Raw genomic sequence first — 13083 nt, 5'->3', positions numbered from 1 at the left:
CTGCGGCCGTACTCCCCGTGCTCGCGCCGCACGGGGCCGGGCTCCCCGCCGCCGGGTCCCGCGTGCTCCGGCGCCCCGGCGCTCTCGGCCCGGTCCTCGACCCGCTCGGCCGAGCGCACGTGCCACAGCGCCAGCCCGAACAGCATCGGGTAGATCGCCACCGTCAGCAGCAGCCACGACAGCGGGACCCCGCCCAGGCGGACCTCCCCCAGGGCGGGGAAGAGCGCGAACGCGCCGCTCATCCCGAACAGCAGTACCGACAGCACCGCCACGGTGCGCACGGCGGTCCGCCGCTGGGCCCGGAACAGCGCGCGCGCCGCCTCGGTGTCCACCGGCTCCGGGATCGGCAGCAGGTGCTGCGCGGGCCGGTTGCCCCGGGCCAGCGCGATCCGGGTCTGCGGGCTGGTCAGCTTCTCGCGGCGCGGGCTCACGGCGCCTGCTCCCCCTCACCGTCCCGCGGCCGGGAGGCGGGGCCGCCCTGGGCGTTGGCGGACCGGCCGAGCTGGTCGCGCCGGGCCGCCTCCAGCAACTGGGCGCGCAGGTGGCGGCCGTGGCGTCGGCTCACCGGCACGTCCCCGGCCGGGGTGCCCGCCACCAGGCCGGACGAGGAGGTCACCCGCAGGTCGCGCACCCACGGGATGGCGATCAGGAACCCCCGGTGGACCCGGACGAACCCGGCCGAGGCCCACACCTCCTCCAGGTAGGACAGCGACAGGCGGATGAGGTGGCCGCCGTCGGCGGTGTGCAGGCGCACGTAGTCGCCCTGGGCCTCCACGAACTGCACGTCGTCGCGCTTGACGAACACCGTGCGCCTGCCGGTGTCGATCTGCACCACGTGCAGGTCCTCGGCGGGCGGGGACCCGCCCCCGGGCCTGCGCAGCTGGGCGATGCGGCCCACCGCCTCGGCCAGGCGCTCGGGCCGGATCGGCTTGAGCAGGTAGTCGACGGCGCCGATGCCGAAGGCCTCCACGGCGTGGGCCTCGGAGGCGGTCACGAACACGATGGACGGGGGCTCGGACAGCACGCTCAGCACCCGGGCCACGTCCATGCCGTCCAGGCCGGGCATGAGGATGTCCAGGAACGCGGCGTCGATGGTGGTGGTGCCCAGCAGCCGCACGGCGGTGGCGCCGTTGTCGGCCACCAGGACCTCCGCCACCTCGGGCATGTCGCCGAGCAGGGACGCCATCTCCTGGCGGGTGGAGGCCTCGTCCTCGACCACCAGCACCCGCAGTTCGGGCTTCAACGCGCCACCACCCCCCTGGTGAACCTGGGCACGCGCACGGTCACCTTCGTCCCCTCCCCCAGTGCGGTCTCGATCACCAGACCGTACTCGGGTCCGTAGACGGCGCGCAGCCGCTGGTCCACGTTGGCCAGGCCGACGCTGCGCGACTCCGGGCCGGTGCCCGCCAGCAGGGAGCGGGCCAGGTCGGGGTGCATGCCCACTCCGTCGTCCTCGATCTCGATGACGCACAGCGGGCCCTCGCCGAAACCGGAGACGCTGATGTGGCCGCGGCCCTCCTTGCGCTCCAGCCCGTGCCGGATGGCGTTCTCCACGATCGGCTGCACGACCAGGAACGGTATGGCCACCGGAAGCACCTCGGGGGCTATCCGCACGGTGATGTCCAGGCGGTCGTGGAAGCGGGCCCGCTGGAGTTCGAGGTAGGTCTGGGTGGCCTCCAGCTCCTCCGAGAGGGTCGCGTAGTCGCCCTTCTCCGAGAAGCCGTAGCGCAGGTAGTCGGCGAAGTCCGACAGCAGGTGGCGGGCCCGGTCGGGGTCGGTGCGCACCAGGGCGGCGATGACCGCCAGGGCGTTGTGCACGAAGTGGGGGGAGATCTGCGCCCGCAGGGTGCGCAGGTCGGCGGCGGCGATCCGCGCGCGGGCCCGGCGCAGCGCCGCGTGGTCCAGGCAGTCCGAGACCAGCGCGGCGGCGGCCTCCACGTCGGCCTCCACGGGATGGCCCGAGGCCACCAGGGCGCCGGAGATCTCGTCGGCCACGGTCAGGGGGACCGCGCACGCCGACGTGCCGTCGGGCAGGCGGACCCGGGCGTTGCTCCCGTACTCGAAGACCTGGGAGAGCAGGCCCTCGACCTCGGAGGGCGCGGGGCTGGTTCCGTGCGCGGCGACCGGACCGTCCAGGTCGGCCAGGACGACGCCGTCCACGGCCAGGAGCTGGCGCAGCCGCCTGGCGGCCGAGGGGACCCTCCGACCGTGCAGCCCGTCCCGGAGGTCGACGCCGAGGGCGTGGACCTGACGCATCAGCTCGACGCTCGCCCGCTGCTCCGAGGACGCTGGGCGACGTCGGGAGGGGGACACCCGCGACAGCCACCGGTATGACACGGAACGACCCTATCCCAGCGGACTGTGTCGGTGCTCACGTGGCCGGGGTCACCTTTCGAATCGTGACGCAAATGCGCGCTCGCGCCGAGGACAAGGAGTCGGGCCCGCCACCGGGAGCGGTGGCGGGCCCGGAGGCACCACCTCTAGTGGTTGGCCGCCTTCTCCGCGCCCGCGCCGGTCAGGGCGCGGACCTGGAGCTGGGCGAACTTGTCGAAGTCGCGCTCCTTGGACGACAGGGTTCCCACGATCGCGCACAGCAGGCTGATCGGCACCGACACCAGGGCCGGGTTGGGCAGCGGGAACCAGGCGAAGTCCGCGGTCGGGATGAGCGCGGTCTCGCTGCCGGAGACCACGGGCGAGAAGAACACCAGGCCCACGGCGCTGATCAGGCCGCCGTAGATGCCCGCGAGGGCGCCCCGGGTGTTGAACCTCTTCCAGAACAGGCTGAGCAGCAGGGTCGGCAGGTTCGCCGAGGCCGCCATCGCGAACGCCAGCGAGACCAGGAAGGCCACGTTGAGGTTCTGAGCGAACACCGCCAGCAGGATCGCGACCACGCCGACGCCGAGGGCGGACAGGCGGGCGACCCGGACCTCCTCGGTGCCCGTGGCCTTGCCCTTGCGCAGGACCGAGTTGTAGAAGTCGTGCGCGATGGAGGACGAGGAGGCGATGACCAGGCCCGCCACCGTGGACAGGATGGCCGCGAAGGCCGCCGAGGCGATGATCGCCAGCAGGACCGCGCCCGCCATCTCGCCGCCGATGCGCTCGCCGACCACCTGGGCCAGCTGCGGGGCCGCGGTGTTGCCCGCGGCGTCCTGCGCCGTGATGGCCTCGTGGCCGACGATGGCCGCCGCGCCGAAGCCCAGCACCAGGGTCATCAGGTAGAAGGTGCCGATGAGGCCGATGCCCCAGTTGACCGACTTGCGGGCGCTCTGGGAGTCGGGGACGGTGTAGAAGCGGATGAGGATGTGCGGCAGACCGGCCGTGCCCAGCACCAGGGCCAGACCCAGGCTGATCAGGTCCAGCTTGTTCCACAGCGTCTGGAGCGGATCGCCCGCGACCTCCACCCCGTAGCGCAGGCCGGGCTCCAGGAAGCCCTCCTGGCCGCTGGCCGCGGCGGCGTCGCTCATCAGCGCGCCGAGGTTGAACCCGTACAGGGACAGGGTCAGCACGGTGAGCAGGGCGGCGCCCAGCATGAGGATGAGGGCCTTGATGATCTGCACCCAGGTGGTGCCCTTCATGCCGCCGAAGGTCACGTAGATGGTCATCAGCAGGCCGATGACCACGATGCCGACGATCTTGGCGGTGGCGGCGTCCATGCCCATGAAGGTCTGCCCGGGCTGGATGCCCAGCAGCAGGGCGATGAGCGCGCCCGCGCCGACCATCTGCGCCAGCAGGTAGAAGATCGACACCACGATCGTGGAGACCGACGCGGCCGTGCGCACCGGGCGCTGCCGCATCCGGTAGGACAGCACGTCACCCATGGTGTAGCGGCCGGAGTTGCGCAGCAGCTCCGCGACCAGCAGGAGGGCGACGAGCCAGGCGACGAGGAACCCGATGGAGTAGAGGAAGCCGTCGTAGCCGAACAGCGCGATCATGCCCGCGATGCCCAGGAAGGACGCGGCGGACATGTAGTCGCTGCCGATCGCCAGGCCGTTCTGGAGCGGGGAGAAGCCGCGTCCGCCCGAGTGGAAGTCGGTGGCGGAGCGCGTGCTGCGGCCGGCCCAGACGGTGATGCCGAGCGTGGCCGCGATCATGAGGACGAAGAGGACGATGGTGATGATGCGGCTGCTGTCGCTGACCGTCTCGACAGCTTCCTGGGCGAGGTTCATCGGCCGCCCTCCTTGTTCGCCGCGTTGTAGTGGAGCTCGTCGCGCAGCTCGACCGCCTGGGCGTCGAGCCTGCGGCGCGCGTAGTTCGTGTACAGGACGGCGATCCCGAAGGTCGACACGAACTGGAGGACACCGAAGACCAGGGCGACGTTGACGCTGCCGAAGAGCACCACGCCCATGAGGTCGCGGCCGAACGCGGACATGAGCACGTAGAGCAGGTACCACGCCATGAAGGCGAGGCTCATCGGGAAGACGAACCTGTACAGCCGCCGCTTGAGCTCGGTGAAGCGCGGGTCGCCGTGCATGGTGACGTAGGCCTCGGTCGGGATCGCGTCGCCGTTTCCGTCGCCGTCGGGCGGCGGGGCCGGGTCCTTCGTTGGCCGGTCTGTTGACATGCTCTACCTCCGGGGGGATTTCCGTGCGTCCGGCGGCGACGGCGCCGCTCTGGTGTGATCTGCGTTACGGGGAACTGTAAGGAGCGGCACTACCGCGAAGGAGGGGGCTCGTGCGCACGCGCGCCGAACGCGGGGGAGGAGCGTCGAACGGTCGCCCAGCGCGCGGTGAGCGGTCGTCCGGCGCGCCGAACGGTCGCCGAGCGGCTCCGGTCCAGACCACGGGCCCCGCGGCGCACGCGCGCGCGGAGCCCGTTCCGCGGGGGTTCCGGTGCCCGGGGGAGGGGTCCGGGGGCCGCTCCCGGTGGTGAGACACGCCTCCACCCCACCCGGAACGCCCGTCCGGCCCGGAGCGTTGTAGCTTGTGCACCATCACCGCCGTCGCGGACATCCGCGTCGGCGCGTTCCGCGATACCCCGGACGAGGTGCGCCGTACCCGGTGACGACAAGACGGCGCGTTGGACAACGCACGTCACACGTCACGGAGGTAGGCATCATGGCCTGGATCGTTCTGGTGATCTCGGGGTTCCTGGAGACCGCGTGGGCCCTCTCGCTCAGCGCCTCGAAGGGCTTCACCCGACTGTGGCCGTCGGTGACCTTCGGGGTCACCCTGTTCCTGAGCATGGCCGGTCTGGCCTACGCGCTGCGCACCATCCCCGTCGGGACCGGCTACGCGGTGTGGGTGGCCATCGGAGCCGTCGGCACCGCGCTGGTGGGCATGTTCTTCCTCGGCGAGGGCTTCACCTGGGCCAAGCTGATGTGCCTGGTGCTCATCGTCTCGGGCGTGGTGGGGCTCAAGCTCCTGCACTAGGAGCCGCGTCCCCGGACGGGCGGTCTCCTCGTCCTTCCGGGACCGTGTACACGACGGCGGGGGCCGGCCCCCGCCGTCGTCACGGGAGCGTCACCGCGCGGCTCAGGGCGACGGGGACCGAGAGGTGCCGCGGCGGGTGCCGCCCCGCCGCCGGTCGAGGTGGACGGCGTGCTCCAGATAGCGTTCGACCAGGGACGCCGCCACCGGGTTGTGACCCCGGACGCGGAGCAGCCAGTGCGGCGCGATCCTCTCGTGGAGCCACAGGAAGCCGATCGTGAACCCCAGGCTCAGCATCGCCTGGAGGGCCAGGAAGGACAGGAGCGGCTCCCCCAGCACGGTGTCGTCGCCCAGCGCCCACGCCACGGCGTAGGAGTCGATCAGCCGGGAGACGGGGAACCCCACCAGCCAGTACAGCGCCATGGGCGCCACCGCGCCGACCTGGAAGACACCGCGCGCCAGCAGCACGCAGTACCCGGCGCCGAACAGGGCCAGGGGCACTCCCAGTCCGGCCGCGAGGGCGAGGGTGACCCCCGGGGGCAGTCCGGCCATCACCGCGACGGCCGTGGCGAACAGACCGGCCACCACGCCGATCAGCGCGCCCGGCAGCGTGATCTCCACGTGGTCGAGCAGGGGCCTCCCCGCAGGGAGGGCTTCCCGGGCGCCCATCAGTCGATCACGACCCCGAAGGCGAACAGCGAGTAGAACAGGGCGCCGAGGTAGAACACCGCCGCGAAGGCGATGACGGCGTTGGAGAGGATGCCCGGCCGGATCGGCTTGGGCAGGGTGAGGTTGTTGACCAGCAGCAGCACCACGCAGTAGGCGCCCATCGCGAACGCCGACAGGAAGGCCAGCACGTCCAGGATCGCCGCCGGGCCGTCGGCGGGGCCGAAGAGCAGGATCACGATGCCGAAGGCGATCAGGCCCCACAGGAAGAGGGCGTACAGCCTCGACATGCCGACCTTCTTGGCGCCCGGCACGAAGTTGAAGGTCATGTCGGCCTGGCCGCGCGAGAAGGAGTCGAACAGCCCCAGCGTGGCGTTGAGGCCGATGAGCGCGATGAAGCAGAAGAACACCGTGCCCAGGACCGGGCTGCCGGCCGCCGAGAAGGAGGCCGCCATGGCGTCCAGGGCGGCGTCGCGGTCGCCGTCGCGCAGCAGGTCGGTCACGTTCGGGTCGAAGCGGGCCGAGGCCTGGGCCAGCACGGTGAAGGAGATCGTCACCAGCATCGTGATGCCCCAGAACAGGACCATCGCGTCGAAGGTGACCCAGCGCCGCCAGCCCTTCCACTTCTCCATCTCCGCGGCGTCGGAGGTGTCGAACATGAAGCCGCGCGTGGGCATGGCCTCCTGCTCGTCCGCGTGCCGCAGCCCCCGGATCTGGGGGATGTGCGAGCCCATTCCGGCGCCCTTGTCGCGCAGGTGCAGGGTGTACCACATCTGCTGCATGCCCGAGGGCCCGGCGAAGGCGATGGAGCCCACGATCACGGGGAACCACAGGGCCGTGGTGGCCTCCTCCGGCAGGTAGCCGAACGCGAACATCCCGGTGAGGGTGGAGGTGAGGTCGGACAGGTCGCCCACGATGGCCGCGATCACGGCGCTGCCGACCACCAGCATGCCGATGCAGATCGACAGCACGTTCTCCAGCAGGTTGTAGATGACCTTGGCCAGTGTGAACACCACACCGACGAGGAGCATCCCGGCCACCGCCGTGACCTGCCAGGGGATGCCGGTCACCCGTTCGAAGGCCGAGGCGCCCGCCGAGAGGTGGCCCGGCCAGATGTAGACCAGCATCGCCGTGATGAAGAAGAACCACATGAGCGGTTTGAACACGCGCGCGGCGCCGTAGAAGATGCTCTCCCCGGTGGCCATCGCGTACCGCGACATCTCCAGCATGACCACGGCCTGGAGGGTGACGCCGACCAGGAACAGCCAGCGGATCTCGGGGCCGAACACGAGGACCAGCCTCGGCCACATGTAGGACTCGCCCATGCCCACGCCGAGGGCGACGAGGAACACGGTGGGGCCCAGGATGTGGATCGAGGGCGGCGCCTTGGGCAGGGGGCGGATCGGCATCGGCTCCAGCCGGCCCGCCTTCCACACGCGCTCCTCGGGCGGAGCGCCGCCGGGGGCGGACGGACCGGAGGCGGCCTCGGCCCCGGGGGGAGCGGCCTGCCTCTGGGCGGGTACGAAGGGTGGCTGTGCGTCGGTCGGGGACTGGCGGACCGGTTCGGGCGTGCCGCCGGTCTCGGGGCGTGAGGAATCCATTGCTGGGAACTCCCTGTGGGCTGTGCGGATGCGAGCTGCTTGCTGGCATGGCGCCCCCGGGTGGTGCGGACTCCTCTCTGCCGGACGCACGGGCGAGGTCACCGCGACGCAGGGGCTGCGTCGCGCGGTGGGGGACCCGGCGGCCGTGTGGCGGCGGCTCCGTGGCCGCCGGGTTCAGGGGTGGTGCGCGTTGCTGCGGGGCCCGGTCGGGGCCGGAGCACCGACCGGGCACTGGGTCAGAGTAGTCCCGCGGCGCGGGCCCAGCGATACTTCGCGCCGAGAATCTGCACGGGCTTCTCGGTGGTGTACGGGAAGGCCACGACGCCGTGCTCGAACAGGTACCGCGAGGCCTCCTCGACCTCGGTGTCACCCGAGAGCGAGGCGACCACGGGCTTGTCGATCCCCTTGGCCCTGGCCTCGGCCACCACGTCGGCGACCACCTTCGCGAAGACCATCGGCGGCGTGATGATGGTGTGCCAGTAGCCCAGGATGAGCGCGTGCACCCGCTCGTCCTCCAGGCCCAGGCGGATCGTGGCCTCGTAGGTGGAGGGCGGCTCGCCGCCGGTGATGTCCACCGGGTTCCCGGCGGCGCCGAAGGGCGGGATGAAGGCCCGGAACGAGGCGTCCAGGTCCGGCGGGATCTCGTAGAGGCTCATCCCGTTGTCCACCACCGCGTCGGAGAGCAGCACGCCCGATCCGCCCGCGCCGGTGATGATGACGACGTTCTCGCCCTTGGGGGTGGGCAGGACCGGCAGCGCGCGGCCGAACTCCAGCAGCTCGTTGAGCCCGGGGGCCCGGACCACGCCCGCCTGGCGCAGGATGTCGTCGTAGACCTTGTCGTCGCCCGCCAGCGCGCCGGTGTGCGACCCGGCCGCGCGCGCCCCGGCGTCGGTGCGCCCGGCCTTGAGCACGATGACGGGCTTGTGCGGCACGACCTCGCGGGCGGCCTCGACGAAGGCGCGGCCGTCCTTGAGGTCCTCCAGGTGCATGGCGACGGCGTTGGTGTTCTCGTCCTGGCCGAAGAAGGTGAGCAGGTCGTCCTCGTCGATGTCGGCCTTGTTGCCGACGCCGACGATGGCCGAGACGCCGGTGCTCGTGCTGCGGCTGTAGCCGAGGATGGCCATGCCGATCCCGCCCGACTGCGAGGTCAGGGCGGTGCCGCCGCTGACGTCGTAGGGGGTGCAGAACGTCGCCGACAGCTTCTCGGGCGTGTAGTAGTAGCCGTAGATGTTGGGCCCGAGCAGGCGCACGCCGTGCCTGCGGGCGACGGCGAGCACCTCGTCCTGGAGCTCCTGCTCGCCGGTCTCGGCGAACCCGGAGGGGATGAGGACCGCCGCGGCGGCCCCCTTGGCGCCGACGTCCTCCAGCGCGCCCGCCACGAACTTGGCGGGGATCGCGAAGACCGCCACGTCGACCTCGCCGGGGATGTCCAGGACGCTCTTGTAGGCCGCGCGGCCGTACACCTCGGAGGACTTGGGGTTGACCGGGTACACCTCGCCCGCGTACCCGCCGTCGACGATGTTCTTGATGACGGAGTGGCCGATCTTGCCGGGCTCGTTGGAGGCGCCGACGATCGCGATCGACCGCGGCTTGAAGACCCGGTTCATCGCGGCGAGGATCTCGTCCCTTTCGAACCGCGCGGGCGGCTCGGGCGGCGCGAAGTCCAGGACGAAGCGCAGGTCGGCGGCCACGGCGGAGGCCGGTCCGGCGAAGACCGGGTTGAGGTCGGCCTCGGCGATCTCGGGGAAGTCGGTGACCAGGTCCGACAGCCTGCTCACCACGTCGGCCAGCCGCTCCCGGTCCACGCCGGGGCGGCCGCGCACGCCGCGCAGGACCTCGGCCGCACGGATGTCGTCGATCTGGGTCAGCGCCTCCCCGCGGGAGACCGGGGCCATCCGGAAGGTGACGTCGCGCAGCACCTCGACCAGGACGCCGCCCAGCCCGAAGACCACGATCTTGCCGAAGGTGGGGTCGGTGGTCGCGCCGACGAGGACCTCGACCTCCGGTCCGCCGCCGACCTGCTGCTGGATCTGGACCCCGTCGATGCGCGCCCCCGGGGTGTGGGCCAGGGCGTTGGCGGTGATGCGTTGGTAGGCCCCGGCGACCGCTTCGGCGCTGTCCAGGCCGACCTCGACGCCGCCCGCGTCGGTCTTGTGCAGGATGTCGGGGGAGACGATCTTGGCCACGACCGGCAGGCCGAGTTCTCCGGCGAGTTCGGCGGCCTCCTCGGCGGAGTGCGCCAGGGCCTCGCCGGGGACGGGGATGCCGTAGGCGTCGGCGAGGACGCGGCCCTCGGGGGCGGTCAGGGCGCTCCGGCCCTCGGCCCTGGCGCGGTCGAGCACCTCGCGGACCGCGGCGCGGTCGTGGTCGGGGCGGTCGGGGGTGTAGGCGGCCATGTGTTCAGATCACTCCGTTCGATGCGAGTTCGGCCAGGTCCTCGTCGGACAGCCCCAGTTCGCCGCCGTAGACCTCGGCGTTGTGCTCGCCGAGCAGCGGGGAGCGGACGACGTCCACCGGTGAGTCCGAGAGCCGGATCGGCGAGGAGACCGTGTCGTAGGAGCCCCGCTCGGGGTGCTCGACGGTGGTGACGACCCCGTTGGCCCGCAGGGTGGGGTCGTCGATGATCTCGCGGGTGGACATGATCGGCCCGCAGGGGATGTTGTGCGCGTTCAGCGCGGCCAGCACGTCCCACTTGGGGATCTGGCTGGCCCACTCCTCGATGAGGGCGAACATCTTGTCGAGCTTGTCCAGCCGGGCCTCGGGGGTGGCCCACTCGGGGTCCTCGGCCAGCTCGGGGCGGCCGATGAGCCGCGTGATGGGCTCCCAGCCGGTGGGCTGGACGATGACGTACACGTAGTCGTTGGGGCCGCCGGGGGAGGTGCGCACGGCCCAGCCGGGCTGGCCGCCGCCGGAGGCGTTGCCGGAGCGGGGGACCTCGTCGCCGAAGTCGTCGTTGGGGTACTCCGCCAGCGGTCCGTGCGCCAGGCGCTGCTGGTCGCGCAGCTTGACCCGGCACAGGTTGAGCACCGCGTCCTGCATGGCGACCTGGACACGCTGGCCCCGGCCGGTGTTGGTGCGCTGGTACAGCGCGGCGAGGATACCGGCTACTGTATGCATCCCCGTACCCGAGTCACCGATCTGGGCGCCCGTCGCCAGCGGCGGACCCTCCTCGAACCCGGTGGTGCTCATGGAGCCGCCCATCGCCTGGGCGATCACCTCGTAGGCCTTGAAGTCGGCGTAGGCGCCGGGGCCGAACCCCTTGATGGAGGCGTAGACCAGCCGCGGATTGGCCTCGGCGAGCACCTCCCAGGTGAAGCCCATGCGGTCCAGCGCGCCGGGGGCGAAGTTCTCCACCAGCACGTCGCTGCGGCGCACCAGGTCCAGGAAGATCTCCTTGCCCTTGGGGCTCTTGGTGTTGAGGGTGACGCTGCGCTTGTTGGAGTTGAGCATCGTGAAGTAGAGGCTGTCCACACCGGGCTTGTCCCGGAGCTGGCGCCGGGTGATGTCACCCGTGACCGCCTCCACCTTGACCACGTCGGCGCCCATCCAGGCGAGTATCTGCGTCGCCGACGGGCCCGACTGGACGTGGGTCATGTCCAGGACGCGGACCCCGTCGAGTGCCTTGCCCATGACTCTCTCCTTCCTGGTCAGGGCTACTTGTACATGGTCTGGTTCATCGTCCCCGGGGCGTAGACCTCGGGGTCGATCCAGACGTTGATGAGCGAGGGCTTGCCGGACTCGCGGGCGCGGCGCAGCGCGGGGGCGATGTCGGCCGGGTCCCGGACCTCCTCGCCGTGGCCGCCCAGCATCCGGGCGAACTCGGCGTAGTTGACGTCGCCCAGGGTGTTGCCGATCTCGCCCCGGTCCGCGCCGTACTTGGCGATCTGGCCGTAGCGGATCTGGTTCATCGAGGAGTTGTTGCCCACGATGCCGACGAAGGGCAGATCGAACCGGACCAGGGTCTCGAAGTCCCAGCCGGTCAGGCTGAACGCGCCGTCGCCGAAGAGGGCCACCACCTCCTTGTCCGGCCGGGCGTACTTGGCCGCCATCACGAACGGGACGCCCACGCCCAGCGTGCCGAGGGGCCCGGGGTCCATCCAGTGGCCCGGCGACTTGGGCTGGACCACCTGGCCGGAGAAGGTGACGATGTCGCCGCCGTCGCCGACGTAGATGGAGTCCTCGGTGAGGAACTGGTTGATCTCGCTGACCAGCCGGTAGGGGTGGATGGGCGTGGAGTCGGAGGTGAGCAGGTGTGCGCGCTTGTCCAGCGCGGCCTGCTCCTGGGTGCGCAGCTCCTCCAGCCAGGTCTTGCGGCTCTGGGCGCCGTTGTCCCCGTAGGCCGAGGTCGCCTGGAGCACCGAGGACAGGATCACGTCGGCGTCCCCGACCAGCCCCAGGTCCACGTCGCGGTTCTTGCCGACGGTGGCGTAGTTGAGGTCGATCTGCACCACCGTGGCGGTGGGCGAGAGGCGCTTGCCGTAGCCCATCCGGAAGTCGAAGGGGGTGCCGACGATGATGATCAGGTCGGAGTTGGTGAAGGCGTAGCGCCGGGAGAGCTGGAAGTGGTGCGGGTCGCCGGGCGGCAGGGTGCCCCGGCCCGCGCCGTTCATGTAGGCGGGGATGTTGAGCGCGCGCACCAGGTCGGTGGCGGACTGGGTGGCCCGGGTGGTCCACACCTGGTTGCCGAGCAGGATGCTGGGCTTCTCGGAGCGCACGATCAGGTCGGCCAGCCGCTCGATCGCGGCGGGGTCGCCCGCCTGCCGGGTGGAGGCGCGGTAGCGGCCCTTGGCGGGGATACGCGCTCGCTCCACGGGCACCTCGGCGTCCAGGACGTCGCGGGGGATCTCCAGGAAGGCCGGGCCGGGGGCGCCGCTGTTGGCCTCGCGGAAGGCCATCGAGACCAGGTCGGCGACCCGCTCGGTGTGCGGCACGGTGGCGGCGAACTTGGAGATCGGGTTGATCATGTCCACGTGCGGCAGGTCCTGGAGCGAGCCCATCTTGTGCTGGCTCAGGGCGCCCTGGCCACCGATGACCAGCATCGGGCTCTCCGCGCGGTAGGCGTTGGCGATGCCGGTGACCGCGTCGGTGGTCCCCGGTCCGGCGGTCACGACGGCGCACCCGGGCTTGCCGGTGACGCGGGCGTAGCCGTCGGCGGCGTGCGCGGCGACCTGCTCGTGCCGTACGTCGACCACGTCGATGCCCTCGTCGGCGCATCCGTCGTAGATGTCGATGATGTGTCCGCCGCAGAGCGTGAAGATCACGTCGATCCCCTCGGCCTTGAGGGCCTTGGCGACCAGGTGGCCGCCGGAGATCGTGGTCTTCTCGCTGCTGGTGGACTCGCTGGTTGCCTTGTCGGCCATCGGTACGCCGACCCCTTTCGTGCGGGTGTGCGGTGTGCGGGACGTGTCCTGCGGTGGCTTGTGCGGTGCGACCGTCTTCTGTAGGCGGAA

At 71.4% G+C, this 13083-nt stretch carries 10 protein-coding genes, 1 pseudogene and 1 riboswitch; of the genes and pseudogenes, 1 reads left to right on the top strand and 10 read right to left on the bottom strand.

Annotated features, from left to right (window positions below; translation table 11 throughout):
• Nucleotides 1-29: 29 nt before the first annotated feature.
• From AC0VX6_RS24660 to AC0VX6_RS24640, 5 genes and pseudogenes are all read right to left on the bottom strand, one after another.
• Nucleotides 30-431, bottom strand: a pseudogene (locus tag AC0VX6_RS24660) (hypothetical protein); the annotation flags it as partial.
• Nucleotides 428-1243 carry a LytR/AlgR family response regulator transcription factor gene (locus AC0VX6_RS24655; RefSeq protein WP_444961346.1) on the bottom strand — a complete coding sequence of 272 codons (816 nt, stop codon included), beginning with the start codon at nucleotides 1241-1243 and terminating at the stop codon, nucleotides 428-430. The pseudogene AC0VX6_RS24660 and the gene AC0VX6_RS24655, both read right to left, overlap by 4 nt.
• On the bottom strand, nucleotides 1240-2256 hold the full coding sequence (locus AC0VX6_RS24650) for a sensor histidine kinase (RefSeq protein WP_475466249.1): 1017 nt from the start codon (nucleotides 2254-2256) through the stop codon (nucleotides 1240-1242). Before AC0VX6_RS24650 ends, AC0VX6_RS24655 begins: the two co-directional genes overlap by 4 nt.
• Nucleotides 2257-2480: 224 nt before the next feature.
• On the bottom strand, nucleotides 2481-4166 hold the full coding sequence (locus AC0VX6_RS24645) for a solute symporter family protein (RefSeq protein WP_475466247.1): 1686 nt from the start codon (nucleotides 4164-4166) through the stop codon (nucleotides 2481-2483).
• Nucleotides 4163-4561 (bottom strand): DUF485 domain-containing protein, encoded by a 399-nt coding sequence (locus AC0VX6_RS24640; protein ID WP_475466246.1) that lies wholly within the window; start codon nucleotides 4559-4561, stop codon nucleotides 4163-4165. Before AC0VX6_RS24640 ends, AC0VX6_RS24645 begins: the two co-directional genes overlap by 4 nt.
• 390 nt (nucleotides 4562-4951) lie before the next feature.
• Nucleotides 4952-5018: riboswitch (guanidine-III (ykkC-III) riboswitch) on the top strand.
• A gap of 36 nt (nucleotides 5019-5054) precedes the next feature.
• On the opposite strand from AC0VX6_RS24640, the gene AC0VX6_RS24635 reads away from it, so the two are divergent.
• Nucleotides 5055-5369, top strand: coding sequence for a DMT family transporter (locus AC0VX6_RS24635; RefSeq protein ID WP_274974870.1), 315 nt, complete (start codon nucleotides 5055-5057; stop codon nucleotides 5367-5369).
• A gap of 102 nt (nucleotides 5370-5471) precedes the next feature.
• Here the strand turns inward: AC0VX6_RS24635 and AC0VX6_RS24630 are convergent, their stop codons facing one another.
• The 5 genes from AC0VX6_RS24630 to AC0VX6_RS24610 form a co-directional block, all read right to left on the bottom strand.
• On the bottom strand, nucleotides 5472-6035 hold the full coding sequence (locus AC0VX6_RS24630) for a hypothetical protein (RefSeq protein ID WP_475466245.1): 564 nt from the start codon (nucleotides 6033-6035) through the stop codon (nucleotides 5472-5474).
• Complete coding sequence (locus tag AC0VX6_RS24625) at nucleotides 6035-7633, bottom strand: Nramp family divalent metal transporter (protein WP_475466243.1); 1599 nt, start codon at nucleotides 7631-7633, stop codon at nucleotides 6035-6037. The genes AC0VX6_RS24630 and AC0VX6_RS24625 overlap by 1 nt, the downstream gene beginning before the upstream one ends.
• Nucleotides 7634-7869: 236 nt before the next feature.
• Entirely contained in the window at nucleotides 7870-10029 is a 2160-nt protein-coding gene (locus AC0VX6_RS24620) for an acetate--CoA ligase family protein (protein WP_475466242.1), read from the bottom strand.
• Nucleotides 10030-10033: 4 nt separating this feature from the next.
• Entirely contained in the window at nucleotides 10034-11263 is a 1230-nt protein-coding gene (gene frc / locus AC0VX6_RS24615) for a formyl-CoA transferase (RefSeq protein ID WP_274974866.1), read from the bottom strand.
• A gap of 23 nt (nucleotides 11264-11286) precedes the next feature.
• Nucleotides 11287-12993 (bottom strand): thiamine pyrophosphate-binding protein, encoded by a 1707-nt coding sequence (locus tag AC0VX6_RS24610; protein WP_248772137.1) that lies wholly within the window; start codon nucleotides 12991-12993, stop codon nucleotides 11287-11289.
• Nucleotides 12994-13083 lie beyond the last annotated feature (90 nt).

Source organism: Nocardiopsis sp. iso_25 (assembly GCF_056173305.1).
Note: the sequence above shows the minus strand (reverse complement) of the source record. Positions and strands in the feature narration are given on the sequence as shown.

Coding starts and splice junctions, on each gene's coding strand:
- AC0VX6_RS24650 (WP_475466249.1), bottom strand. CDS start 2,256: ATGCGTCAGGTCCACGCCCTCGGCGTCGACCTCCGGGACGGGCTGCAC.
- AC0VX6_RS24645 (WP_475466247.1), bottom strand. CDS start 4,166: ATGAACCTCGCCCAGGAAGCTGTCGAGACGGTCAGCGACAGCAGCCGC.
- AC0VX6_RS24640 (WP_475466246.1), bottom strand. CDS start 4,561: ATGTCAACAGACCGGCCAACGAAGGACCCGGCCCCGCCGCCCGACGGC.
- AC0VX6_RS24635 (WP_274974870.1), top strand. CDS start 5,055: ATGGCCTGGATCGTTCTGGTGATCTCGGGGTTCCTGGAGACCGCGTGG.
- AC0VX6_RS24630 (WP_475466245.1), bottom strand. CDS start 6,035: ATGGGCGCCCGGGAAGCCCTCCCTGCGGGGAGGCCCCTGCTCGACCAC.
- AC0VX6_RS24625 (WP_475466243.1), bottom strand. CDS start 7,633: ATGGATTCCTCACGCCCCGAGACCGGCGGCACGCCCGAACCGGTCCGC.
- AC0VX6_RS24620 (WP_475466242.1), bottom strand. CDS start 10,029: ATGGCCGCCTACACCCCCGACCGCCCCGACCACGACCGCGCCGCGGTC.
- frc (WP_274974866.1), bottom strand. CDS start 11,263: ATGGGCAAGGCACTCGACGGGGTCCGCGTCCTGGACATGACCCACGTC.
- AC0VX6_RS24610 (WP_248772137.1), bottom strand. CDS start 12,993: ATGGCCGACAAGGCAACCAGCGAGTCCACCAGCAGCGAGAAGACCACG.